The 24,184-nt window shown below is 59.4% G+C and carries 25 protein-coding genes; 16 read left to right on the top strand and 9 right to left on the bottom strand.

Features of this window, described 5'->3' with window-relative positions; translation table 11 throughout:
• Nucleotides 1-3 precede the first annotated feature (3 nt).
• Both CW267_RS01320 and CW267_RS01315 read left to right on the top strand, forming a co-directional pair.
• Nucleotides 4-450, top strand: a complete 447-nt coding sequence (locus CW267_RS01320; protein ID WP_008804762.1) for a DUF421 domain-containing protein — start codon at nucleotides 4-6, stop codon at nucleotides 448-450.
• Nucleotides 451-764: 314 nt separating this feature from the next.
• A complete protein-coding gene (locus CW267_RS01315; RefSeq protein ID WP_012968128.1) occupies nucleotides 765-1,760 on the top strand; it encodes an SDR family oxidoreductase in 996 nt (331 codons plus the stop codon).
• Here CW267_RS01315 and CW267_RS01310 read toward each other — a convergent pair.
• From CW267_RS01310 to CW267_RS01290, 5 genes are all read right to left on the bottom strand, one after another.
• A complete protein-coding gene (locus CW267_RS01310; RefSeq protein ID WP_100780997.1) occupies nucleotides 1,757-3,382 on the bottom strand; it encodes an alpha-amylase family protein in 1,626 nt (541 codons plus the stop codon). The genes CW267_RS01315 and CW267_RS01310 overlap by 4 nt on opposite strands.
• Before the next feature lie 54 nt (nucleotides 3,383-3,436).
• On the bottom strand, nucleotides 3,437-3,619 hold the full coding sequence (locus tag CW267_RS01305; RefSeq protein WP_012968126.1) for a hypothetical protein: 183 nt from the start codon (nucleotides 3,617-3,619) through the stop codon (nucleotides 3,437-3,439).
• Between the two features lie 17 nt (nucleotides 3,620-3,636).
• Nucleotides 3,637-4,143 carry a ferritin-like domain-containing protein gene (locus tag CW267_RS01300; RefSeq protein ID WP_012968125.1) on the bottom strand — a complete coding sequence of 169 codons (507 nt, stop codon included), beginning with the start codon at nucleotides 4,141-4,143 and terminating at the stop codon, nucleotides 3,637-3,639.
• Nucleotides 4,144-4,166: 23 nt separating this feature from the next.
• Nucleotides 4,167-4,382: a hypothetical protein gene (locus tag CW267_RS01295; RefSeq protein ID WP_008804758.1), complete on the bottom strand. Its 216-nt coding sequence runs from the start codon at nucleotides 4,380-4,382 to the stop codon at nucleotides 4,167-4,169.
• Nucleotides 4,383-4,585: 203 nt separating this feature from the next.
• Nucleotides 4,586-4,771, bottom strand: coding sequence for a general stress protein (locus CW267_RS01290; RefSeq protein ID WP_008804757.1), 186 nt, complete (start codon nucleotides 4,769-4,771; stop codon nucleotides 4,586-4,588).
• 653 nt (nucleotides 4,772-5,424) lie between these two features.
• Between CW267_RS01290 and CW267_RS01285 the strand changes: the two genes are divergently transcribed.
• Together CW267_RS01285 and CW267_RS01280 are read left to right on the top strand one after the other, a co-directional pair.
• Complete coding sequence (locus CW267_RS01285) at nucleotides 5,425-6,339, top strand: SDR family oxidoreductase (RefSeq protein WP_008804756.1); 915 nt, start codon at nucleotides 5,425-5,427, stop codon at nucleotides 6,337-6,339.
• Between the two features lie 166 nt (nucleotides 6,340-6,505).
• Nucleotides 6,506-6,751: a DUF2543 family protein gene (locus CW267_RS01280; RefSeq protein WP_008804755.1), complete on the top strand. Its 246-nt coding sequence runs from the start codon at nucleotides 6,506-6,508 to the stop codon at nucleotides 6,749-6,751.
• Between the two features lie 67 nt (nucleotides 6,752-6,818).
• On the opposite strand, the gene CW267_RS01275 is transcribed toward CW267_RS01280, so the two are convergent.
• A complete protein-coding gene (locus CW267_RS01275) occupies nucleotides 6,819-7,712 on the bottom strand; it encodes a LysR family transcriptional regulator (protein WP_012968123.1) in 894 nt (297 codons plus the stop codon).
• A gap of 114 nt (nucleotides 7,713-7,826) precedes the next feature.
• Between CW267_RS01275 and CW267_RS01270 the strand changes: the two genes are divergently transcribed.
• On the top strand, nucleotides 7,827-8,678 hold the full coding sequence (locus CW267_RS01270) for a Vmh family MBL fold metallo-hydrolase (protein ID WP_008804753.1): 852 nt from the start codon (nucleotides 7,827-7,829) through the stop codon (nucleotides 8,676-8,678).
• Nucleotides 8,679-8,855: 177 nt separating this feature from the next.
• Nucleotides 8,856-8,996, top strand: coding sequence for a stationary-phase-induced ribosome-associated protein (gene sra, locus CW267_RS01265; protein ID WP_012541615.1), 141 nt, complete (start codon nucleotides 8,856-8,858; stop codon nucleotides 8,994-8,996).
• On the opposite strand, the gene CW267_RS30260 is transcribed toward sra, so the two are convergent.
• Nucleotides 8,993-9,121, bottom strand: a complete 129-nt coding sequence (locus CW267_RS30260) for a hypothetical protein (RefSeq protein ID WP_046619973.1) — start codon at nucleotides 9,119-9,121, stop codon at nucleotides 8,993-8,995. The genes sra and CW267_RS30260 overlap by 4 nt on opposite strands.
• A gap of 55 nt (nucleotides 9,122-9,176) precedes the next feature.
• Here CW267_RS30260 and CW267_RS01260 point away from each other — a divergent pair, with 55 nt between their 5' ends.
• The 3 genes from CW267_RS01260 (at nucleotide 9,177) to CW267_RS01250 (ending at nucleotide 13,877) form a co-directional block, all read left to right on the top strand.
• The gene (locus CW267_RS01260; protein WP_008804752.1) at nucleotides 9,177-10,874 is read left to right on the top strand and encodes an NAD-dependent malic enzyme; all 1,698 of its coding nucleotides are present in this window, start codon (nucleotides 9,177-9,179) and stop codon (nucleotides 10,872-10,874) included.
• Between the two features lie 183 nt (nucleotides 10,875-11,057).
• Nucleotides 11,058-11,765: a hypothetical protein gene (locus CW267_RS01255; RefSeq protein ID WP_032735708.1), complete on the top strand. Its 708-nt coding sequence runs from the start codon at nucleotides 11,058-11,060 to the stop codon at nucleotides 11,763-11,765.
• 396 nt (nucleotides 11,766-12,161) lie between these two features.
• Complete coding sequence (locus tag CW267_RS01250) at nucleotides 12,162-13,877, top strand: ABC-F family ATP-binding cassette domain-containing protein (protein WP_100780996.1); 1,716 nt, start codon at nucleotides 12,162-12,164, stop codon at nucleotides 13,875-13,877.
• Between the two features lie 36 nt (nucleotides 13,878-13,913).
• On the opposite strand, the gene CW267_RS31630 is transcribed toward CW267_RS01250, so the two are convergent.
• Both CW267_RS31630 and CW267_RS01240 read right to left on the bottom strand, forming a co-directional pair.
• Nucleotides 13,914-14,867, bottom strand: a complete 954-nt coding sequence (locus tag CW267_RS31630) for a helix-turn-helix domain-containing GNAT family N-acetyltransferase (protein ID WP_032735712.1) — start codon at nucleotides 14,865-14,867, stop codon at nucleotides 13,914-13,916.
• 167 nt (nucleotides 14,868-15,034) lie between these two features.
• Nucleotides 15,035-15,634 (bottom strand): inorganic diphosphatase, encoded by a 600-nt coding sequence (locus tag CW267_RS01240; RefSeq protein WP_032733099.1) that lies wholly within the window; start codon nucleotides 15,632-15,634, stop codon nucleotides 15,035-15,037.
• A gap of 253 nt (nucleotides 15,635-15,887) precedes the next feature.
• Here CW267_RS01240 and adhP point away from each other — a divergent pair, with 253 nt between their 5' ends.
• The 7 genes from adhP (at nucleotide 15,888) to CW267_RS01205 (ending at nucleotide 24,178) form a co-directional block, all read left to right on the top strand.
• Nucleotides 15,888-16,898 carry an alcohol dehydrogenase AdhP gene (adhP, locus tag CW267_RS01235; RefSeq protein WP_002906221.1) on the top strand — a complete coding sequence of 337 codons (1,011 nt, stop codon included), beginning with the start codon at nucleotides 15,888-15,890 and terminating at the stop codon, nucleotides 16,896-16,898.
• 157 nt (nucleotides 16,899-17,055) lie between these two features.
• Nucleotides 17,056-18,678, top strand: a complete 1,623-nt coding sequence (locus CW267_RS01230; RefSeq protein WP_046619983.1) for a TIGR04028 family ABC transporter substrate-binding protein — start codon at nucleotides 17,056-17,058, stop codon at nucleotides 18,676-18,678.
• 10 nt (nucleotides 18,679-18,688) lie between these two features.
• Nucleotides 18,689-19,633 carry an ABC transporter permease gene (locus CW267_RS01225; RefSeq protein ID WP_100780995.1) on the top strand — a complete coding sequence of 315 codons (945 nt, stop codon included), beginning with the start codon at nucleotides 18,689-18,691 and terminating at the stop codon, nucleotides 19,631-19,633.
• Nucleotides 19,630-20,478, top strand: coding sequence for an ABC transporter permease (locus tag CW267_RS01220; RefSeq protein WP_023297686.1), 849 nt, complete (start codon nucleotides 19,630-19,632; stop codon nucleotides 20,476-20,478). The genes CW267_RS01225 and CW267_RS01220 overlap by 4 nt, the downstream gene beginning before the upstream one ends.
• Nucleotides 20,475-22,091, top strand: a complete 1,617-nt coding sequence (locus CW267_RS01215; protein WP_032730463.1) for a dipeptide ABC transporter ATP-binding protein — start codon at nucleotides 20,475-20,477, stop codon at nucleotides 22,089-22,091. Before CW267_RS01220 ends, CW267_RS01215 begins: the two co-directional genes overlap by 4 nt.
• Nucleotides 22,091-23,077 carry a putative FMN-dependent luciferase-like monooxygenase gene (locus tag CW267_RS01210; protein ID WP_032735723.1) on the top strand — a complete coding sequence of 329 codons (987 nt, stop codon included), beginning with the start codon at nucleotides 22,091-22,093 and terminating at the stop codon, nucleotides 23,075-23,077. Before CW267_RS01215 ends, CW267_RS01210 begins: the two co-directional genes overlap by 1 nt.
• 9 nt (nucleotides 23,078-23,086) lie before the next feature.
• Nucleotides 23,087-24,178: an alkylhydroperoxidase domain protein gene (locus CW267_RS01205; RefSeq protein WP_100780994.1), complete on the top strand. Its 1,092-nt coding sequence runs from the start codon at nucleotides 23,087-23,089 to the stop codon at nucleotides 24,176-24,178.
• The last annotated feature ends 6 nt before the right edge of the window (nucleotides 24,179-24,184 follow it).

Below are 24,184 nucleotides of genomic sequence, written 5' to 3'. Positions count from 1 at the left end.
GCTATGGAAATGGTCCTCAGAGCCGCAGCAATCTATTTTATCCTGTTGATTATTTTTAAGATTGCTGGCAGAAGAACGCTGATGCAGTTAACCAACTTTGATCTAATATTGCTGCTGATAATTAGCGAAGCCACCCAACAGGCGATGCTCAGCACAGACTATTCCGTCACCGGTTCGATGCTCACCATCGTCACTCTGGTGGGTGTTGATATTTTATTCGGCTATATTAAGAAACGCTTCTCGCAGGCGGAAAATTTCATTGATGGTAGCCCGGTTATTGTGGTGGAAAATGGTGCTGTCATCGACGAAAAGATAAAGCTCGTCAATATCTCTGTCGATGATATCCTGCTGGCAGCCAGGCAGCACCATGGGATTTATGAGCTCAAAGCGATCAAATTCGCTATCCTCGAGCGTAACGGCCAGATATCCATTATTCCTGAAAAGGAATAGTCTCAATTTTATTTATCGCGCTCCGGTTGTTTATCACCTGATTCGGGGGCGCGGGTGGCATCATCCTCTTCTTTTTCAACGCTAAGCATGTTTAATGTCACCATTTTTCCTCCTCGCGGGTTGACAGGGTTCTAACAGATTATAGAACGTCCTCGCCGATGCAGGCACGATCCAGCCAGCATCATCCGGATATGTCGTCTGATTCACACTGCGTATATTCCAGGATATTTCCCACCCCGTCATTGTCATTTGTGATGAATAATTAACCGATCTGTGCAGTTAATATTGCGCCAGCCAAAAAAAATGAGGTCTCTATGTCTGTGATGGTAATTACCGGGGGAACCGCGGGGGCGGGCAAAGCCACCGCGCTGCGTTTCGCCCGCGCAGGATACCACGTGGCGCTGATCGCCCGAGATGAGACGGGTCTGCAGGAAGCCCAGCAGGCCTGCGAACGATTTGGCATTAAAACGCTGGCCATTAGCGCCGACGTCGCCGATGCCGGGGCGCTGCAGCGCGCCGCCGCCGAGGTGGAAGCCACACTTGGCGCGATAGACGTTTGGATCAACAACGCCATGACCACCGTGCTAGCCCCCTTTCGTCAGATGAGCGAGGAGGAATTTCGCCGGGTGACGGAGGTGACCTATCTCGGCTATGTCAATGGCACCCGCGCGGCGCTGGAGGTGATGGCGCCCCGGGATCGGGGAGTGATTATTCAGGCCGGCTCGGCGCTGGCCTGGCGGTCGATTCCCCTGCAATCGGCCTACTGTGGAGCCAAGGCGGCGATCCGCGGCTTTACCGATGCCGTGCGTACCGAACTGATGCACGAGAAAAGCCACATCCAGTTGACCATGGTCCAGCTGCCGGGGATGAACACCGCCCAGTTTGGCTGGGCGCGGAATAAAATGGATCAGGCCATGCAGCCGGTGCCGCCGGTCTATCAGCCGGAAGTGGCCGCCGAAGCTATCTACAGCGTCATCCAGCGTCCGGTCAACGAACTGTGGGTCGGGAAAAGCACCATCCAGTCGATCCTCGGTCAGGTCTTCTTTCCTCGCCTGCTCGATCGGCTGATGGTGAAAAAGGCGTGGGAGGGACAGTTTACCGGCCAGCCGAAGCCGGCAGAGCATCAGGACGACCTGTTCACGCCGGTACGCGGCAATCACCCCGGACACGGCCCCTTTAACGATGGCGCACGGCGTAAAGCGGTGACCATTAGCGCCGATCTCCCGGGAAAAGTGGCTGCCGGCGTCGGGGTAGCGGTGGCGACGATGGCTCTGCGGGCGTTGTTCCGTCGTTCCGGGAAACGGCGTTAATCCAGGCTCCGGCTGAACCAGCGGTACCCATACCCGGAAAGCGCCAGCCGCGCATCTTTCCCGCCGTGTAGCCCATCCTGATAGAGCTTATCTTCCAGAATTGGGCTCCAGTAGCCCTCGGACAGCGGCGGGAGCAGGACCTCTACCGCCTGCTGGCTGCAGTTCGCCAGCATCAGCACTTCCCGCGATTTGCTGCGATAGCACAGGCCCAGTACCGCAGCAGGCTTCACCGCGAGGATGGCGAAAGGAATGGAGCCCGGCTCGGTATATTCCGCCCGCGCCAGCACCATATTGCGCACCCGGTTCAGCAGCGATCGGGGGTGGCGCAGCGCTGCTTCGACATTGATCCGCTGGTAACGCCACCGCCCGCTGGCTATCGGTTTTACCGGCAGATCGTCCCGCGCCGCCCGGGAAAAGCCGCCGTTGGGCGCCGCCGACCACTGCATCGGCGTTCTGACCGCGTAGCGCTCCGGTAAGCTCAGATCGTCTCCCATGCCAATCTCGTCGCCATAGCGCATCACCGGCACGCCGGGCAGCGCCAGCAGGATCGCATGGGCCAGCGCCATGCGCCGGGTATCGCCATCCAGCATCGGCGCCAGTCGCCGGCGTACGCCACGCTGGTAAACGGACATGGATTTATCAGGGGCAAAGGTGCGGATAACCTGGCGTTTATTGCGTTCGCCGATCCCCTCGAGATCCAGTTCATCATGGTTACGCAGCCAGTTGACGAAGCAGCACCCGTCCGGCGGGGTCACCATCGCCTGCAGGGCTTTTACCACCGGGGCGGCGCGCTGCTGCGCCAGACTGAGGTAGAGATATTTGTTAAGCCAGAAATTGAGCACCATCTGCAGCCGATCGCTGTGACCGAAGTAATGGCGGTAATCTTCTACCGCAACGTCCACTTCACCCAGCAGTATCGCCTCGGGATTGAGGCGCTGAACGACCTGCCGGAGATGGTTCAGCAGCGGGTAGCCGCGCGCCTCGTCGCCCTTCCCGGCCTGTTTCACCAGATGCGACGCGGCATCGAGGCGAAAACCTGACACGCCCGCCTGCAGCCAGAAGGTGATGATGTTTTCGATTTCAGCGATCACCGGCGGATGAGCAAGATTCAGATCCGGCTCATGACGATAAAACATGTGGCGATAGTATTGCCCGGCCTGTTCGTCCCAGCGCCAGACGCTCTCCTCGACGCCGGGAAACATGGGGGGATCGTCCTTCTCCGGCGGCCTGTCGGCCCAAAGATAGTATGGCCGCCACGGCGACCGGGGATCGCGTCGCGCCGCCTGAAACCACGGGTGCTGGGCGGAAGTGTGCTGGATAACCAGCTCAACAATCACCCGCAGCCCCAGCTCCCGGGCGCGGGCAATCAGCTCAATCACGTCGGCGATGGTGCCAAAGCGCGGATCGGGCTGCAGATGGTCGCTGATATCATAGCCATCATCCTGCAGAGGGGTGAGATAGAAAGGCGTCAGCCAGAGCACCGTCGCCCCGAGGCTGCGAATGTAATGTAGCTTTTGGCGAATACCGGCGAGATCGCCGTAGCCGTCACCGTTAGCGTCATAAAACAGTGAACTATCAACCTGATAAATGACCGCTCTGTGAAACCACTGTTCCCGTTGCATCACTATCACCTTGCTTATTCACCCTGACGGGTGGCCCGTCACTCGCCAGCAGATTCAGCGCGGTTTACGTCCGCCCCTCGCCGTCGGCCGGGGTTTGGCGACAGGCGATACGGTAGCGTGTTCCGCTGAAGGCGCCCGATTCGCCACCGCGTCCACCAGAGCCTGCTGTCTGGCGGTTAATTTCAGAGGAACCTGTTCCTCGACAGCATGGAGCGCGATCGTGTGGCGTTTAACCATAGTTTTTCTCCGGCGGCTTATTTTCCGGCCTCAACGCCAGGCAGATCGGCACGATGCAGAAATTGCCCGACGATCGTCGGCTGATGATGAAGCAGCCAGTCAGCCATGCCTCGCTCCTCCGCCAGCATCGCCTCCAGGGCGTGGATGGCATGGTGGTCGCCCACCCGTTTCGCCGCCGTCAATAAGGCGGTATAGCAGGCGACCTCGAATTGCGCAAAAACATAGGCCGTGATAATGACTTTAATAACCTCATCGCCGGGCAGCATCATCCCAATGGACTGGCCCAATGCGGCGACCCGGCTCATCGCATCCTGCAGCGCGGAGCGGGAAATATGATTACGGGCAATGATATCCTGCAGAGACGATAATTGCCGGCGGGTTTCATAGAGATGTTGTTCAAGACGCGTGCGCAGTGGCGGATAGTTCTCACTCCTTCTGATTGCGGCGATTAATATCACTTCGGCCTGTTTTTCCATCGCATGTGCATCGCGCAGCCAGTTATGGTAATTTTCAATATCCGTCATAAATACCTCTGATAACCAATCCTTTATTTGGATGTGGGATCTTCATTCTCTTCCGCCGCCTGATCCGCTCGCGCTGCACTATATCCGGATAAATGCCCAACGATATTCGCATAGATGCTAATGAGAATGACCCACAGGACGCTGTTTTTCCACCAGATTAACGATGGTATTGCCAGAATGACCCACATCACGGCGGCCACAAGATGGCAACGTTTAATCAATGCCGGTGTCAGTTTCATTTTTATTACCTGCTATCTTATAAATACTTAACCGTTAACCAGCATGTTGCCGATTCATTTACTCTTCGCGTATTGCCGATAAATAAATACGAGTATCCGACCAGATTTATTATTACCAGCCCATATAAACAGAAACCTGCGGACCGGCAGGCCCACAGGTTTTTGTTTCGGCGCCCTTTTTAAAGCGCCTCAGGCTTCAGTCATTAACTGTCACCGGCTTTACGACCACCGCCATGACTGTTCTTACCACCCTTTTTACCGGCTTCGGATGCACGTTCAGGATCATTTTTAAAGTTCCCGCCGCTGTGCTGTCCGCCTTTACGCCCGGCTTCGGATGCTTTTTCACGATCTTCTGCAAAGTTACCTGAACCGCCTCTATGCTCTGCCATAATTTCACCTTTTAGGTTTACTCGATCTCGGTTGGTAAATGGAAAATGACCCTGTTACAAATCATCGCCCTCAATATCTAACACTAGAGGAATGCTCGCAGGAGTCAAATTAACGCCAGGCTTTTATCCACGCCAAATGGCAAATAAAAAATAAATAACGAAGCGGCAGTAAAAATAAATACATTGTAACTCACTTATTCGCCTTAGGTTATCACCATTTTCTATCGTGAAACTTTTCCCCTCGACGCTTTTGTAAAAAAATGAAAATGATAGATGTTATTTATTTTTTTCTTCAGCCAGACATCACCGTCATAAAAATACTCACAATGAAGTAGTTCATCAACCATCCATAGGTGCAAAAAACTATTTTTTCACAATACACACCCCTTCGCCTTTAAAAAAGCATACCGTCATTTAGCCCGCCCGGTAAAATAGCCCCGAGCCGCAAATTAAGAATGGAATAATCCTAATTTAACACCACCAATAATAACGCAGCGACATACAACGAAATTCGCCAAGGATCAGCCGGTTAAAGTCAAATAAAGCCCCTATTTTGCCTGTTAAACAAGATAGATGATCCTCTGGCGCTGCCTGGCCTGGGGTGAAGCTGACCTATCCTTAGGTCTGGCCCGTTCTGTCTGAAGGAGATGACTATGCAAGATGAAAAACCGCCAATGAAAAAATTACCCACCTCCATGTTGCCAGAAGAGACGGCTCCCCGTCCGGAGTTCCCGGAGCAAGAACAAACCCCGCCGGGTCTGGATGCGGAGATGGAGCCGTCACCGGACCACGGGGAAACCAGCTACACCGGCACCGGGCGGCTGGCGGGTAAGAAAGCGTTAATTACCGGCGGCGACTCCGGCATTGGCCGCGCGGTGGCGATCGCCTTTGCCCGCGAAGGGGCCGATGTCGCCATAAGCTATCTGCCGGAGGAGCAAGAGGATGCCGATGAAGTCATCGCGCTGATCAAAGCCGAAGGTCGCACGGCAGTGGCCCTGCCGGGGGATATTCGCTCCGAGTCCTTCTGTCAGTCGCTGGTGGCCGACGCGGTGGAACAACTGGGAGGCCTGAGCATCCTGGTCAATAACGCCGGACGTCAGCAATACTGCGAGACGCTCGAGGAGCTCACCACCGAAGACTTTGACGCCACCTTTAAAACCAATGTCTACGCGCCGTTCTGGATCACTCGCGCGGCGCTGCCCCATCTTCAGGCCGGGAGCGCAATCATCAATACCACCTCGGTGCAGGCCTATAAACCCAGCCCGATCCTGCTCGATTATGCCCAGACCAAAGCCTGCCTGGCGATCTTTACCAAATCGCTGGCCAAGCAGGTGGCGAAACGAGGCATTCGCGTCAACGCCGTGGCGCCAGGCCCTTACTGGACGGTGCTGCAATCCAGCGGCGGCCAGCCGGACGAGAAAGTGAAACAGTTCGGCAAAGACACACCGATGGGCCGCCCGGGGCAGCCGGTCGAGATCGCCCCGCTGTACGTCACCCTGGCATCAGACGCCTGCTCCTATACCTCCGGTCAGGTGTGGTGTTCTGACGGCGGGGACGGCGTGGTCTAAATCCGTCGCCTCCGGGCCGATAAGCGGGCCGGCGTTATGCCGGTCCCTCCCCAACACGATCGCCGCGCAGCCCCTGTGTGGCGATTTTTCCTCTCCCGCAGCGTGTTTAGCCGGCTGCATGCTATGATATCCGCCCGCCGCTGTGCGCTGACCCTGAGGACAACTGATGAGTAATGAGATCCCCCTGAAATTTTATGACATCGTGGACGAGTACGAGACCGAAGCGGCCTCCCCGGTTAAAGAGACGGAACGCGATGCGCTGGCGCGCTATTTTCAACTGCTGATTGAGCGGCTGATGAATAACGAAGAGATCGATGAAGAGGCGCAGCAGGAGATGGCCCGCGAAGCGGCCATTGATGAACGCCGAATTGACGATATCGCCAACTTCCTTAATCAATGGGGCAACGAGTAAGTCTCATCGTCAGCTCACCGGCAGGGCCACCGCCCGCCGGTGTTGCCGCTGAACGCAACGCCCATGTTCAGGCCCCGGCGGCAATCTCCCCCAGACGTCGCTGCAGCGCATCCAGAAACAGCGGTAGCCCATCGGGCTGATAGTCGCGGGAAAGATAGATGCCATAGACGCTCAGCGCCTTCGGCGTCCAGTCAGGGAGCACCACCTCCAGCGCCCCGCTGGCCAACGCGCTCCGCGCCTCCAGTTCGGGGAGCATCGCAATGCCGCACCCGGCGACCGCCGCCTCCAGCAGCAGAGAAGAGATCCCCGCGCTCAGATTGCCGCTCACCGCCACCGACGCCTCCTGCCCCTGCGCATCGCTGAACTGCCAGCGCTGGCCGGCAAAGTGGCTGTATAACAGACAGTTATGCTGTTGCAGATCGTCAAGCGTCGCCAGCGGGCCATGCTGCTGGAGCCAGCGCGGTGCGGCACAGAGGAGCGAACGACACAGCCCGAGGCGGCGAGCGATCGCCCCGGGCTCGGGGTTGTCGGTAATGCGAATGGCCACGTCGATGCGCTCGCCGATCAGGCTGACCGGATGGTTATTGATATCCAGCTCCAGGCGCAACTGCGGATAGCGAGCGAGGAAGTCCGGCAGCAGCGGAGAGATCAGCTGCATTGCCGTGAAGTGCGCGCAGGCGACGCGCAGTGTGCCGCTGGGGTCGGCCCGCTGGCGCTCGCCGGCGATTTCATCGGCGATCCGCGTCAACCCGCGGGTCTTAAGCAACACTTTTTCCCCCGCCGGCGTCAGGGTCAGCCGGCGGGTGGAACGATGGATCAGCCGGGCGCCAGCCCAGTTCTCCATCTGCTCCAGATAGCGACTGACCATCGGACGCGACATCCCCAGCGCCCGCGCCGCGGCGCTGAGACTTCCCAGCTCGCAGATGCGCAGGTATACCTGAGCAGCAATCACCCTGTCCATCATGCCCCCTTCATCTGCACGATTTATGAAACTCAGCATCTCTTATTTCAGGAATTCTATCAAATAGCGAAATCCGTACAATGGAACGCATTCACCTGTTACTGAGAACACATCATGAAATTATCTGCTCTTGCTGTTGCCACCGCCCTGTTCAGCGGTTCGATCTTCGCGGCGCCTCTGACGCTGCAAACCTACAATCCGCAGGAAAAGGGCATCTTTGCCGTTAACTCCACTCTCGTTTCCGGCCCGCACGAAGCAGTGCTGTTTGACGCGCAGTTCAGCGTCAAAGACGGCGAAAAGCTGGTAGACATGATCAAGAAAAACGGCAAGCCGCTCACGCGGATTGTGATCACCTCTGGCGATCCGGATTTCTATTTTGGTCTTGAACCGCTGATGAAAGCCTTCCCGCAGGCGGAAGTGGTCGCCACGCCGGAGGTCGTCAAACATATTGAAGCCACCAAAGCGGCCAAACTGGCGTACTGGGGCCCGCAAATGAAAGATGGCGCGCCGACACAGGTGTACGTTCCGCAGGCGCTGAAGGCCAACAGCTTTACCATCGACGGTGAGAAAGTAACGATCATGCAGCCGCATGACTACGCGGCGTTCGTCTGGATCCGGGCGAACAAAACGATCCTCGGCGGCACAGGCGTGGCGTGGGGCATGCATCTCTGGACCGCCGACACCCAGACATCGGCCAGTCGCCAGCAATGGCGCCACACGCTGGACCAGATGATCGCCCTGCACCCGCAGCGGGTGATCCCTGGTCATTACCTCGGCACCCCGCCGGAGGGAGACAGCGCGGTGCGCTTCACAAAAACGTATCTCCAGCAGTTTGAGCAGGCGCTGAAGACGCATCAGGATTCGGCCGGGGTGATCAAGGCCATGGAGACGCAGTGGCCGGGCCTGGCGGAGACCAGCTCGCTGGAGTTAAGCGCCAAAGTTAACACCGGCGAGATGAAGTGGTGATCCCGGCGGCGCGTGAGGGAGACTGTTCTTAATCTGGCGCGCGAAGGTTGCTATTGCCCTGAAAATGGACCACCCTAGCTGAGGTCGCACAAAAAACGTGCGGCCGACTTTGGGTTACATTTCATCCGGTCACCACCGGGTTTGCCCTTGAAACCAGAACAGGATAAAGGAGTCAGAATGAAATCGAACCATCAGGCACGTCATCTTCTCGGTCTGAACTATAAGCTTTCCCAGCAGAAAAAAGTGGTGCTGGAAGGCGATGAAGAAACCACCCTCAACCACATCCATGCTACCGGCCGCAAACGCCGCGGTGGTTAATTTTCAGTCTGAGTGATGATAAACAACACCGTCCTGTTGCCAGGATGGTGTTTTTTTATGGCAATTGATTGCTTGTTTACCCGCTTGACGACCATCTGCTCTATACTCTGCCCGCTGCTTTCCACCCGCCCTCGCTTATCGCCGCGCCGGGACTGTGGTCATGATCAAGGAGTTAGTGCGATGCAATTTACTCATAAGAAAAACCGTTCCCTGTACATCCCTTACGCGGGTCCCGTTCTGCTTGAATTCCCCCTGCTCAACAAGGGCAGCGCCTTCAGTCTGGAAGAGCGCAGCAATTTCAACCTTCTTGGCCTGCTGCCGGAAGTGGTTGAAACCATCGAAGAGCAAGCGGAACGCGCCTGGATCCAGTATCAGGGATTCAAAACTGAAATCGACAAACACATCTACCTGCGTAACATCCAGGACACCAACGAAACCCTGTTTTATCGCCTGATCGGCAACCATCTCGAAGAGATGATGCCGGTTATCTATACCCCGACGGTGGGCGCCGCCTGCGAACGTTTCTCCGAGATTTACCGTCGCGCCCGCGGCGTCTTCATCTCTTACCAGAATCGCCATAACCTTGACGACATCCTGCAGAACGTCCCGAACCATAACGTGAAAGTGATTGTGGTCACCGATGGCGAGCGTATTCTCGGCCTCGGCGACCAGGGGATCGGCGGGATGGGGATCCCGATCGGCAAGCTGTCGCTGTACACCACCTGCGGCGGCATCAGCCCGGCTTATACCCTGCCCATCGTGCTGGACGTCGGAACAAACAACCAGCAGCTGCTCGACGATCCGCTGTATATGGGCTGGCGCCATCCGCGCATTACCGACGACGAGTATTATCAGTTCGTTGACGACGTGATCCAGGCGATTAAGGCCCGCTGGCCGGACGTTCTGCTGCAGTTTGAAGACTTTGCGCAGAAGAACGCCATGCCGCTGCTCAACCGCTATCGCAATGAAATCTGCTCGTTTAATGACGATATTCAGGGCACCGCGGCGGTCACCGTCGGGACGCTGATCGCCGCCAGCCGCGGCGCCGGTAGCCAGCTCAGCGAGCAGAAAATCGTCTTCCTCGGTGCGGGTTCCGCCGGCTGCGGTATCGCCGAGCAGATTATCGCCCAGATCGTCCGCGAAGGCGTTAGCGAAGAAGAGGCCCGCCAGCGCGTGTTCATGGTTGACCGCTTCGGCTTGTTAACCGACGGCATGCCTAACCTGCTGCCGTTCCAGAACAAGCTGGTGCAGAAGCGTGAGCATCTGCAGGGCTGGGATACCACTAACGATGTGCTGTCCCTGCTGGACGTGGTGCGTAACGTGAAGCCGAACATTCTGATCGGCGTCTCGGGTCAGCCGGGGCTGTTCACGGAAGAGATTATCCGCGAGATGCACAAGCACTGCCCGCGGCCAATCGTGATGCCGCTCTCTAACCCGACCTCACGGGTGGAAGCGACGCCGCAGAATATCCTGAGCTGGACCGACGGCGAGGCGCTGGTCGCCACCGGCAGCCCGTTTGCCCCGGTCACCCTGAAAGGCAAGCAGTACGCCATCGCGCAATGCAATAACTCCTATATCTTCCCGGGGATTGGTCTGGGGGTGATTGCTTCCGGCGCGTCGCGGGTCACCGACGAGATGCTGATGGCCGCCAGTGAAACCCTGGCGAAACACTCGCCGCTGGTGAACAACGGCGAAGGTCCGGTGCTGCCGGAGCTGAAGGATATCCAGACCGTCTCACGGGCAATTGCCTTCGCGGTCGGCAAGGTGGCGCAGGAGCAAGGCGTGGCGGTGAAAACCTCCGCTGAAGCGCTGCTGCAGGCCATTAGCGATAATTTCTGGCTGCCGGAATATCGCAATTATCGCCGCACCTCGATTTAATCACGCTCACCGGGCCGATATATCGGTCCGGTTATTAATAACGCCAAAATAATATCTCCCGCCACAGAAACGCCTTTTTCGCCCATATTCATTCATCGTAAAAATATAAAACGGATAGCATTTTCCGTATGTCCTCTACTGTGCAAAATAGTCTCCTCTCAACTCTTCACAACGGAATGTGAAATGCAAAAATTAACCCCTGGCGCGAATAAAGCGAATGCGATTCTGATCCGTATTGTCTTGTTTCTTATCGGCGGTATCGCCATCATCACCGGAATGTGCCTCTTCAGCGGTGATATGTGGATGCTCACCCCGCGGGCGGAACAGTATCAGCCCGCCACCGGCGATCTGGTGGATGTCGTTATCTATGAACCGAGTAAATTTTTCTTCGCCCTGCTCTACGTGTTTATTATTACCCTGGTCTGGCTGTTGGCGGTACGTAAAATCCCCTGGCGGCCGATACAGCATCCTATATTACCGCTGATGGTACTGATTGCCGCCGGGATAGTTATTTTCCTCCATCCGGAGGTTACCCCCGGACGAGATGCCAGTATTCAGTACGGTAAACACAACGTTTATTACAGTGCCATTTTCTGGAGCAAAACGAATTCAGATCGACATGTCATTCAACCCTCTAAATATGAAATTTTTGTTGAAGCGAAAGATCCCCGCTGGCTTATCGACAGAAACAATCTTGGCCGCGCCTGGCGCTGTGAAGTCAAGCGGCATACCCAGTTTTACACCCTGTCATTCAATGAGGGCTGGTTTCCGGACGGCGATCCGCAGGTCATGGCCCGCCAGTGTACTCAGGTAAGCGATCTGAATGCGCTCAGTGAAACGGCAATCATGATTGCCCGCCCGATCGCCACCATCCCTGTGGAGGCACCGTAAATGAGCCAGCAAAAAAATGGTTCTGCAACCATGTTCTGGCAAACACATAAGCCCTCAGCGCCAACCCGGCATCGTAGACAAAGACGGCGCAGGTGAAAGCTGGCGGGGCCCCCTGCCAGTTTTGTCACTGGCGTCGCTAGCCTTTCCCCACTACACTGCCAGCACCCACCCACTGACTGAATAAAAAAGGAGGCCCCCCATGCTGTATTGTGAAATGTTTATTGTTTCACATGCCTTAGGCAATTGCGCCAGCTCAAGCGTTATCGGTATCGTGCTGCGATAACTATGGCTTGAGCGAAGACACTTCACGCAATCCCTTCTCTCCGGCTTACCGGGTTATCGTCAGCGAGTTTTGACGAGGCATTTGCATGCCTGTAACTCTTGAGTAAGTTGACTATGAGTACATTACTAACTGCCCATGCGCTCCACGTGGAGACTGCCTTTGGGCCGCTGTTTAACACCCTCTCCTTCACCCTGAAGAAAGGCGACCGTATCGGTCTCATCGGCCATAACGGTTGCGGCAAAAGCACCCTGTTGCAGGTGCTGGACGGCACCCTCGCGCCCACCTCGGGCAGCGTCTCACTCGCCGGTCAGTGTCTGATGGCCCGCGTTGAACAGCATCTGCCGGAGGCGCTGCGTTCGCAGTCGCTGTTGCAGGCCGTGCTGGCCCCGTTACCCGCCGATGTACGGAAAGCGCAGCGCTGGCTGGCCGAACGCCTGCTGGCGCAGATGGGCTTTACCCCGGCGGTGATGGAGCAGCAAACCACTACCCTGAGCGGTGGCCAGCACACGCGCCTGCTGCTGGCCCGAGCGCTGATCCGCCAGCCTGACCTGCTGCTGTTGGATGAGCCCGGCAACCATCTCGATCTGCCGACCCTGCTGTGGCTGGAAAGCTTCCTGCAAACCTGGCAGGGGAGCTTCGTGCTGGTGTCACACGACAACACCTTACTGGATGCTGTAACTAATGCCAGCTGGATCCTCCGCGACCAGACGCTGCACAGCTTCGCCTTGCCCTGCAGCGCTGCCCGTCAGGCACTGCAGGAGCAGGATGAAAGTGCCGCGCTGCGCCATAAGGCCGAGCAAAAGGAGATCGACCGGGTCAGCGCCAGCGCCCGGCGGTTGGCCACCTGGGGTCGCGTCTATGACAACGAAGACCTCGCCCGCAAAGCCAAACAGATGGAGAAGCAGGTCGCCCGCCTGAAAGACGAGCAAACCGAGCTCAGCGTCGGCCCGCCGTGGCGTCTGTCATTGCAGGGGGACGCCCTGCCGGCTGACCGCCTGCTGGAGATGGACACCCTGCCCGTCGCGCCCGCGCCGGGCCTGCCATCCCTCTTCACCATCGGCGTGGCGCGCCTGCGCAGTGGCGATCGCGTGGCCATCATGGGACGCAACGGCGGCGGTAAATCGTCCCTGCTGCGCCTGCTGTGGCAGCAGATGAACGACGCATCGCCACTCCCGGGGCTGCGCCTGCATCCCCGGCTGCACCCCGGCTACTATGACCAGACGCTGGAGCAGTTACCGGACGATGCCAGCCTGCTCGACGCGCTGACGCCGTTCGCCCCGTCGGCCGACACCCGTAAACGGGCGCTGATCGCCGCCGGGTTTGGCTGGGCGAGACATAGCCAGAAGGTCAGCACCCTCAGCGGCGGCGAGCGGTCGCGGCTACTGTTTGTTGGCCTCTCGCTGGCGCGCTACAGTCTGCTGCTGCTGGATGAACCCACCAACCATCTTGATATGGAGGGTAAAGCGGCGCTGGCGCAGACGCTGCGCGATTACCCCGGCGGCGTGCTGCTGGTCAGTCATGACCGCCAGCTGATTAGTGAAAGCTGTAACCGCTTCTGGCTGATCGACAACGCCGGGTTAACGGAATGGCACAGCCTGGAGGAGGTCTATGCCCGTCTGCAGGCCGTGGCGCCCGCCCCAGACAGTCGACTCGCTTTACAAAGTACGCCCGCCGGGGCTGACGATGATGAGGAGGCGCTGCTGGCGCGGCTGATTGACCTGGAGCAATGGCTGGCTGACGATATGGCCCGCAAGCCAAAACATCAAAAGCCGTCACTGCAGGCACAGTGGCAAGAGGAGATTGCCCGCCTGCTTAACCAGCTGACGTAATCTCCATGTCCCCCCACCGGCTAGGGCGCAACACCCTTAGCCGGTGTTTCCGGACCGGGTAAATTGCTGCTCGGTCATTACCTTTCCCCACTGCTCTCCCTGCCATTCGCGGGTTAACGTGAAGCCAAAGGATTCATACAGTTTGCGGGCCGCGTCCAGCCCTTTAAAGGTCCACAGCTGCACCGCGCTAAACTGGCGACTATCGCAGAAAGTCATCGCCTCGCTGAGCAGACGCCTGCCGATGCCGCTTCCCCGGCAGCTGTCGTCGAGAATAAACCAGCGCAGATGCGCCTCCTGCTGGCCGAGGTCCTCGCCATCGATAGCCAGCGAACCGACGATTTTCCCTTCGCGGATCGCCAGCCAGATCTGGTTGGCCGGGGAGGAAAGCCGGGTGGCAAATTCCGCTACGCCGCTGGCGACCTTGCCTTCAAAAAAAGCGCCAAAGCCATGATGACGGGCGTAATATTCCCCGTGCATCTGGGCTATCCGGCCGATCATCCCCGGCTGGTAGCCGGTCATCAGCGAAATTTGCGGAGCCGTATCCGCGAGCGCGCTATCCCGACACTGCGCCAGCGCCCGGGCATAGGCCGCCAGTCCAGTGGCGACAGTGTGCTGCTGCGTCTCATCCAGATGGTCTAACGCCTCCACCACCTGACGGGTACCCCAGGCGTTAATTTTCGCCACCGTATCGTGCCCCTTTGCCGTCAGGGCGAGTGATTTCGCGCGCGCATCCTCCGCGCAAGGACGCTCCTCCAGCTCACCGGCCGCCAGCAGACGAGAGACCATCCGGCTGACGCTTGATTTTTCCAGTCCCAGCAACGTGACCAGCTGCGCGGCCGTCATCTCCCCCCTCATCGATACCTCAAGCAGGGTGTGCACCGCCGAAGGTGAATAATGGGTGGCGGCCAGCGTGGTGCTCATAAAGCCCAGCTCGCGCACCATTAACCGCGAGGCGGTACGAATCTGTTGGATTAAGGGGGTATCAGGCATGGCGGCGGGTCCAGAAAATGAAATGGTTGTACAATACAACCATCAACTTCATCCTGCGTCAAGATGCAATAGGGTGGGATAAGCGTTGCCGTGTGACCTGTGATTTCGCCGGCATAGGGATCATGAAAGCGAATGCCGCGGGCGCCGGACAGCGCCCGCGATGAATATTATTGCGGGTTCTTCGCTTTCCAGGCTTCCCAGGCCGATTTGATCTCCTGCTTCGCAGCGGCGGCATCGTTAAAACCGGCCAGCTCAACCTTTTTACGCCCCTCTGGCAGTTCTTTATAGACCCGGAAGAAGGCCTCCAGCCGCTGCTGCTCGATTTTTGGCAGATCGGTGATGGTCATGATGTCGTCATAGGTTGGGTCAATTTTACTGGCCGGCACGGCGATGATTTTGTCGTCTTTCTCACCGCCGTCTATCATCTTAAGGACACCGATCGGCCGCAGCTTAATCAGTGTACCCGGCGTCATCGGCGCGCGAGTGTAAAACACCACGTCCAGCGGGTCGCCATCTCCGGCCAGCGACTGGGTCAGCGAGCCGTAGTTCGCCGGGTAAGCCACCGGCATCGACTGAAAGCGGTCGGCGATGATAAACCCCGTTTTGGCGTCGGTTTCATACTTAATGATGCCCCCTGCCGGGATCTCGGTGACGGCGTAAAATTCTTCCGGGTTGTTTTCCGGCTGGGGGAATTCCAGTACGTTCTGCGCCTGCGCGGCGGCGGACAGAAACAGACCGGCAGTGAGGATGGTTTTTACCAGATGCATTGTTGTATCACTCTGTTGTTATAAGAAATTGATGCGCAAAACGATAGAGTTGGGTGATGAAGAAAACATGACCATTCAGTGACGCTATTATTACCTACCAAAATTAGAGGTATTGCCTGAATTTTGTGCTACCGCTGTAGCAAAAAACCACATCCTGTACTAAAGCGCCTTGTATTTTTCTCCATCGCGTCTAATCCTTATTGGGTACTATTGCATTAATAAAATTAAACAATCCCCTCACAAGGAGACAGGCATGAAGGCTGCTGTTGTTACCCACGACCATCAGGTTAACGTCACGGAAAAAACGCTGCGCCCGCTGGAATACGGTGAAGCGTTGTTGAAAATGGAATGCTGCGGCGTGTGTCATACGGACCTGCACGTGAAAAACGGCGATTTTGGCGATAAAACCGGCGTCATTCTCGGCCATGAAGGGATCGGGGTGGTGCAAAAAGTCGGACCGGGCGTGACCTCCCTGAAGCCAGGCGATCGCGCCAGCGTGGCGTGGTTCTTCGAAGGCTGCGGCCACTGCGATTACTGTAACAGCGGCAATGAGACGCTGTGCCGCTCGGTGAAAAACGCCGGCTATACCGTCGACGGCGGCATGGCGGAAGAGTGCATCGTCACCGCCAACTACGCGGTAAAAGTCCCGGACGGCCTCGACTCCGCCGCCGCCAGCAGTATCACCTGCGCGGGCGTCACTACCTACAAAGCAGTCAAGGTCTCCCACATCAAACCGGGTCAGTGGATCGCTATCTACGGTCTCGGCGGGCTGGGTAACCTGGCGCTGCAGTATGCGAAGAATGTCTTTAACGCCAAAGTGATCGCTATCGACGTCAACGACGGGCAGCTGGAGCTGGCGGCCTCGATGGGCGCCGATCTGACCATCAACTCCCGTAATGAAGATGCGGCGAAAGTGATTCAGGAAAAAACCGGCGGCGCGCATGCTGCCGTAGTGACCGCGGTGGCCAAAGCGGCCTTTAACTCGGCGGTGGATGCCGTTCGTGCCGGTGGCCGCGTGGTCGCGGTGGGCCTGCCGCCGGAGGCGATGAGCCTCGATATTCCACGTCTGGTGCTCGACGGCATCGAGGTGGTCGGTTCGCTGGTCGGTACTCGTCAGGACCTGGTGGAAGCCTTCCAGTTTGCCGCCGAAGGTAAAGTGGTGCCGAAAGTTACCCTGCGCCCGCTGGAAGATATCAACGCCATCTTTAAAGAGATGGAGCAGGGTCAGATCCGCGGCCGTATGGTTATCGATCTGCGCAGCTAATCACCAACGCCTCTCCCGCCCGGGAGAGGCGCTTGCCCCACGCTTCCCACTCGCGAAGTAAATCCAATTTCCGCAAATGCTTAGCGCAATTCCTTGGTTCCTTTGTTTTTAGCCGCGCCCGATGATGGCAACACAATAGATAACAAAGGAATTCACCATGCATCGTCATTTTCGCCTGCCCGCGCTGGCCGCCCTGTTTCTCTCCGGCGCCTTTTCCGTCTGGGCCGCCGACACGCCGGTTAAAGGCGGCACCTTAATTTATCTGGAGCAGCAACCGCACACCAATCTCTATCCGCCCGCCGGCGGCTTTTATCCGAATGGCGGTATTCTCAATCAGATAACCGACAAGCTCACCTGGCAGAACCCGAAAACGCTGGAGATTGAGCCGTGGATTGCCGAGAGCTGGACCAGCAATGCCGATAAAACCGAGTACACTTTCCACCTGCGCAAAGGGGTCACCTTCTCGGACAGCACGCCGCTTGACGCCGCCGCCGTGGCTAAAAACTTCGACACCTATGGTCTGGGAGATAAAGCCCATCGCCTGCCCGTCTCGGAGGTCATCAATAACTACCAGCGCAGCGAAGTGATCGACCCGCTGACGGTGAAATTTTACTTCAACAAACCGTCGCCGGGCTTCCTGCAGGGAACCGCCACCATCGGCTCCGGTCTGGTATCACTCAGCACCCTGCAGCGCAATTTTGAAGAGCTGGGCGATGCCCGGCATATTATCGGCTCCGGGCCCTTTGTGGTGCAGGATGAAAAGCCAGGCCGCGAGCTGACGCTGGTGGCGCGCAAGGACTATCAGTGGGGGCCGAAAAACAGTGCCCAGCAGGGGCCCGCTAACCTCGACGGCATCACCTATATTGTGACCCCGGAAGACAGCGTGCGCATCGGCGCGCTGCTGGCGGGTCAGGCGGGCTTTATTCGCCAGGTGCAGGCCTACGATGAAAAGCAGGCGACCGATCAGGGATTTAAGGTCTACGCCGCCCCTACCCGCGGGGTCAACGACAGCCTGAGCTTCCGCCCGGATAACCCACTGGTCGCCGACCTGCGGGTGCGCCAGGCCCTGCTCCATGCCACCAACGCCAAACAGGTGGTGGAGACGCTATTCTCCGCTAACTACCCGCAAGCGACCTCCGTACTGGCCAGCTCCGCCGCCGGCTATGTCAATCTGAGCGATAAACTGACCTTCGACCAGGCCAAAGCCCGACAGTTGCTGGACGACGCCGGCTGGAAGCCCGACGCCGACGGTATTCGCAGTAAAGACGGCCAGCGGCTGGCGCTGACGGTCTATGAGTCGCTCCCGCAGCCGCAGAATAAGGAAGTGCTGCAGCTGATCGCCCAGCAGTGGCGCCAGGTAGGTGTGGCGTTGACCGTCAAAGCCGGGGATGCCGGTAGCCGTACGCTGGACAATCTTGACCCGCAGAAAACCCCGCTCACCGTCTCAGAAGTGGGCCGCGCCGACCCGGATGTGGTGAAAAGTATGTTCTTCCCCAACAACCGCGATGCGCTGCTGCAGAAAGGCGGCTCCAGCGATAAAGTGCAGCACTTCCGCGATGATAAGCTGAATGACCTGCTGACCGGCATCTCCGCGGCGGTAGAGCCGCAGCAGCGCTTGCAGTTAACCGGTGACGCCCAGCGCTATCTGATCGATAACGCCTATGTGATCCCCATTTTCGAAGAGCCGCAGGTATTCGCCGGCGCGCCGTGGGTCAAAGGCGTCAGCTTCGAGGCCGTCGGTCGTCCGTCGTTCTACGGCGCGTGGCTGGACAAGCACTAAGAGGCCGGGTATGAGCGCTTATCTTCTGCGACGGTTCGGCCAGGGGCTGCTGGTCCTGTGGGCGGCATTTACCCTCACTTTTTTCCTGCTGCAGGTGCTGCCGGGAGATGCGGTGCTGATCAAGTTTCAGAATCCGGATCTTGGCCTGAGCCCGGCGCAAATCGCCGACATGCGACTGGCCTACGGCGCCGATAGCCCGCTGTGGCGCCAGTACCTGCACACACTGCTGGCGATGCTGCACGGCGACTTCGGCTATTCTCTGCAGGCGGGGCTAGCGGTCAGTAGTCTGATTGCCAGCAACCTGCCGGATACCTTAAGCCTCGCGCTGCCGGCCTTTCTGCTGGCCGTGGCGCTGGCGTTCGCCCTCGCCTTCGCCTCGCGTCTGCCGGGGCTGCGCTGGCTGAGTAACCTCCTGCAGTCGCTGCCGGTGCTGTTTATCTCTCTGCCGACTTTTTGGCTGGGTATCGCCCTGATCCAGCTCTTCTCGTTTCAGCTGCGCTGGATCCCGGTGATCAACCCCGGCCCACTGGAAGGGCTGATTTTACCGGTTATCGCCGTCGCGCTGCCCATTTCGGCCCCGCTGGCGCAGATCCTGATGCGCAGCATGGATCAGGTGGCGGTTCAGCCCTTCGTCGCGGTCGCCCGCGCCAAGGGAATGAGCGAGACCGGCGTCCTCTGGCACCATGTGATGAGTAATGCCCTGCTGCCGGCGCTGAATATTGCCGGGCTGCTGCTGGGTGAGCTGATTGCCGGGGCGCTGATCACTGAGACCGTCTTCGGCCGCAGCGGCCTCGGCCAACTGACCCAGCAGGCGGTCAATAACCAGGATATCGCCGTGCTGCAGGCAGTGGTGATGATCTCCGCCCTCGGTTTCGTCCTGATAAACCTGCTTGTCGACCTGGTCATGCCGCGACTGGATCCCCGACTCCATTTACAGACCGGAGGTGCGAAATGAGCCTGGTCGATTATGCCATCGCGGTTCGCCGCCGCCCGGAATGGCGCAGGGTGCGTCTGCAGCCTGGCCTGTGGCTGGCGTGGGCGGTGATGATCACTGCGCTGTTAATGGCCCTCGCCCCGCAGTGGTTTACCTCCGCTAACCCGCTGGAAGGGATCCCCGGCGCTCAGCGCCTGGCGCCGCAAGCGCACTACTGGCTGGGTACCGACCAGCTGGGGCGCGACCTGTGGACGCGGGTGGTTTACGGCGCGGTACATTCCCTGTCGGCGGCGCTGATCGCCGTCGCCATCGGCCTGGTGGTAGGTACCGCCCTTGGTACGCTCGCCGGGGCGCTGACCGGACGTGTTGAATCCACGATCATGCGCCTGGTCGATGTCCTGCTGGCCATCCCCTCCCTGCTGCTGCAGCTCACGGTAATTATTCTGCTTGGTTTCGGCACGGTGAATGCGGCGGTGGCGGTTGGTGTGGCGGCTATCGCCAGCTTCGCGCGCCTGGCGCGGGCGGAGGTCGTGCGCGTGCGCCACAGCGATTACGTCGAGGCGGCCCGGGGCAGCGGCGGCACCTTTTTCGCCGTCTTCTGGCGCCATATTCTGCCCAACTCGCTCACTGCGGTGCTTGCTTTCGCGACGCTGCAGTTCGGACAGGCGATGTTGGCCCTGGCCACCCTCAGCTTCCTCGGCTACGGCACCCCGCCGCCGGTCCCGGAGTGGGGATTATTGATCGCCGAAGGTCGCAACTACCTGTCGACCGCCTGGTGGCTGACCACCTTCCCCGGCCTCGCCGTGGTCGCCGTGGTCCTTGCCGCCAATCGTCTTAGCCGCCAGTGGAGTGGAGTACGCCCATGAACGTTCTGTCCGTTGAAGATCTGCGCATCAGCTACCGCTCGCGGGGCGAATGGCGCGAGGTGGTGCACAACGTGAGTTTTTCCATCCAGCGTGGCGAAATGCTGGCCTTCGTCGGAGAATCCGGCTCGGGGAAAACCACCACCGCGCAGGCCATTATCGGCCTGCTGGCGGATAATGCCCGCCGGGATGCCGGGCGGATTGTCCTCAATGGCGAAGTGATTAGCGACTGGTCGGCAAAACGCCTTAACCGCCTGCGCGGAGTGAGCATCAGCCTGGTCCCGCAGGATCCCGGTAATTCGCTCAATCCGGTAAAAACCATTGGCCAGCAGGTGGAAGAGATCCTGCGCCTGCATCAGTCCCTCTCCGCCGCTGAGCGCCGACAGCAGGTCCTTAACCTGCTCACTAAAGTCGGTCTCAGCCACCCGGAACAGCGTTTTGACCAGTATCCGCATCAGCTGTCTGGCGGGATGAAACAGCGGGTGCTGATCGCCATCGCCATTGCCCTGCAGCCGGATCTGATTATTGCCGACGAGCCCACCAGCGCTCTCGACGTCACGGTGCAGAAGCGCATTCTCGACCTGCTCGATATCCTGCGTCGCGAGTCGGGTACCGCCGTGCTGTTTGTCACCCACGATCTGGCGCTGGCCGCAGAACGCGCCGACCGGATCATGGTGTTTCGTCAGGGAGAGATTCAGGAACAGGGCGCCACCGAGACGATTGTCCAGCGTCCGCAACACCCCTACACCCGCCAGCTGCTCCACGACCTGCAGGATGCGCCGTTGGGGCTGACGGCGGCTCGTCACCGACTGCTGGCCACGCCGGCCATTCGCGTGGAGGGGATCAGCAAACGTTTCTCGCTGGGCAAACAGGCGCTGCAGGCGCTCGACAGCGTCAGTTTTGAGGTCAGACGCGGCACCACCCATGCGCTTGTGGGCGAATCCGGCTCCGGGAAAACTACCCTGGCGCGGATCCTGCTGGGCTTTGAGCGCGCCGATGCCGGACAGGTGACCATCGACGGTATCGACGCCGGGCATCTCAGCCGCGAGGCGCAGCGTCAGCTGCGGCGGAAAATCCAGTTTGTCTACCAGAACCCCTTCGCCTCGCTCGACCCGCGCCAGACGCTGTTTGCGATTATCGAAGAGCCATTAAAGAACTTTGAGCGCCTCAGCGCGTCGGCGCGTCGCCTGCGCGTGGAGACCGTCGCCGCGCGGGTGGCGCTGGCCCCGGAGCTGCTGTCGCGTACGCCGCGGGAGCTCTCCGGCGGCCAGCGGCAGCGGGTGGCGATTGCCCGGGCGCTGATCCTCGAGCCGGCGATACTGGTCCTTGACGAAGCGACCTCGGCGCTCGACGTCACCGTTCAGGCGCAGATCCTCGCCCTGCTGCAGCAGTTACAGCAGCAGCTGGGTCTGAGCTACCTGTTCATTACCCACGATCTGGCGACGGTCAGGCGGATTGCCGACAGCGTCACGGTACTGCGCGCCGGCCAGGTGGTGGAGCATGGCGACGTTGACCGCCTGTTCGCCACTCCGCAGCAGGCCTACACTCGCGAACTGATCGCCGCCATTCCCCAGGTTTCACCCCGCTTAGCACAGGCCCACACGGAGAACGCATAATGCCTAAACGCCTCGGCTTTTTTACCCGTCTGCTCGATCAGGGCTCCGCGCAAACGCGCTACCGGCTGGCGGCCGAACAGATCCGCCACGCGGAGCGTTTGGGCTTCGACAGCGCATGGATTGCCCAGCACCATTTTCATGAACAGGAAGGCGGCCTGCCATCGCCGCTGGTGTTTCTCGCCCACGTGGCGGCACAGACCGACCGGATCCGTCTCGGCACGGCGATTATCACTCTGCCGATGGAAAATCCGCTGCGCGTCGCCGAAGACGCGGCGGTACTGGATTTACTCACCGACGGGCGTCTGGAGGTGGGATTTGGTTCCGGCGGCACGCCAACGTCGTTTCTGCCCTTCGGCCTGACCAGCGAGCGGCGCGGGGCGGTGTTTGCCGACCATCTGCACCTGATCCATAGCGCCTGGCGCGGCGACACGCTGAGCCACCCGGACAACCGTCTCTATCCGCCCGCACCGCAGTTGGCGCAGCGTATCTGGATCGCCACCTTCTCGGCGGAGGGCGCCATCCGCGCCGGTCAGGCGGGACACGGGCTGATGCTGTCGCGCACCCAGCCACGGCCACCCGGCGAGCCACGTCTGCCGCTGGACGCCATTCAGAACCCGATCATCGACGCCTACCTGGCGGCGCTGCCGGACGGCGTTGCACCGCGGATCCTCGCCTCGCGCACCGCCTTCGTCGCCGACAGTCACGCCTACGCCCTGCAGGTCGCCGAGCCCGGTCTGCGCAAGCAGGCGACACAGCACCGGGCGGCGGGTCATACAATAGAAGGTGACAGTGTCACCGACTATCTGCAACAACTGGATGCCCACGTCGGCGATCCTGAGCATGTTATTGCCTCCCTGGCGCAGGACAGCGTGCTGGCCCGCGCCACCGATATTTCGTTTCAGGTGCACTCGGTCGAGCCTTCGCACCGGGATACGCTGCGTTCCATTGAGCTGATCGCTCAGCATATTGCCCCCCACATCAGATAAGGAGTCACCATGACGCTGAGTCAGGATATTCTGGCCGAACTGGCGGAGATTGCCGCCGGTTCCCCGCTCGACCAGGCGCGCGCCGTACGCGATGCCGCCACCCGTCACGCCCAGGGAAGTTATGAAGTGCTGTTCCGCCAGCAGGACGCTGACTTTCCTCTTGATGAACGCTTCGCGGTGGCCGCGAAGGTGGCGAAACTGCACCAGGCGGACGCGCTGGCGGCGCACTATGCCGGTTTCGGGCTCGCCGATCCAACCACCGATCGTTTGGTCCCGGCGCTGGCCTTTGCCCGCCTGCTCACCTTCACCCCCGTCGAAGCTACCCCCGGCGCGCTGCACACCTTAACCGGCGCGGGCTGGAGCCTGCGGGGCATCGTCACTCTGGCGCAACTGGTGGCCTTTGTCAGCTTCCAGAGCCGACTGCTGCTGGGCCTGCGGGCGCTGAACCATAAGCCCATTGTCAGCGCCGATACGCCGCTGGTCGCCGGATACTGGCATACCACACCGCACACCCAGAGCGGCAAAGCGGCCCCGGTTCGCTTCACCCGCGACGAGCTGCACTGGGAACCCTGGCTGGCCGATAAACCGCTGGCGGAATTCAGCGCTGAAGAACAGGCGATTCTGGCCAAATATGGCCATAGCGACTCCCCCTACTTTCGCCTGCTGGCGCGCAACCAGCCGGTGCTGGAGCAGCGGACGCTGACCGATAAAGGCATTTTCTATACCCCCGGAGGATTGCCGCGCGCAGAACGCGAACTGGCGGCCACGGTGACCAGCAAAATCAACGGCTGTATCTACTGCGCCTCGGTGCATGCCCGCAAAGCGGCGCAGCTGGCGAAGGACGAGACCGCTGTCGACACGCTGCTGGCGGTGACGCCGGGGGAAAATTTGAGTGACGGCCAGTCGCCGCGCTGGCAGGCGGAAATCGACGCCGCCGCTGCGCTGTCGGTGACGCCGCCCGGGCTGAATGCCCGCCATCTGGCGGCGCTTGATGAGCAGGGTTTAGATACCCTGGCCCAGCTGGATCTGCTGCAGTCGGCGGCCTTTTTCGCCTGGGCCAACCGGCTGATGCTGACCCTTGGCGAACCCTGGCGTGAGTAAGCGTCG

This window comes from Klebsiella sp. X1-16S-Nf21 (assembly GCF_002837615.1).
In the GTDB taxonomy this organism is placed as follows: Bacteria; Pseudomonadota; Gammaproteobacteria; order Enterobacterales; family Enterobacteriaceae; genus Klebsiella; species Klebsiella variicola.
The sequence above is the reverse complement of the archived record's forward strand: the minus strand, read 5'-3'. Positions and strand labels throughout refer to the sequence as shown.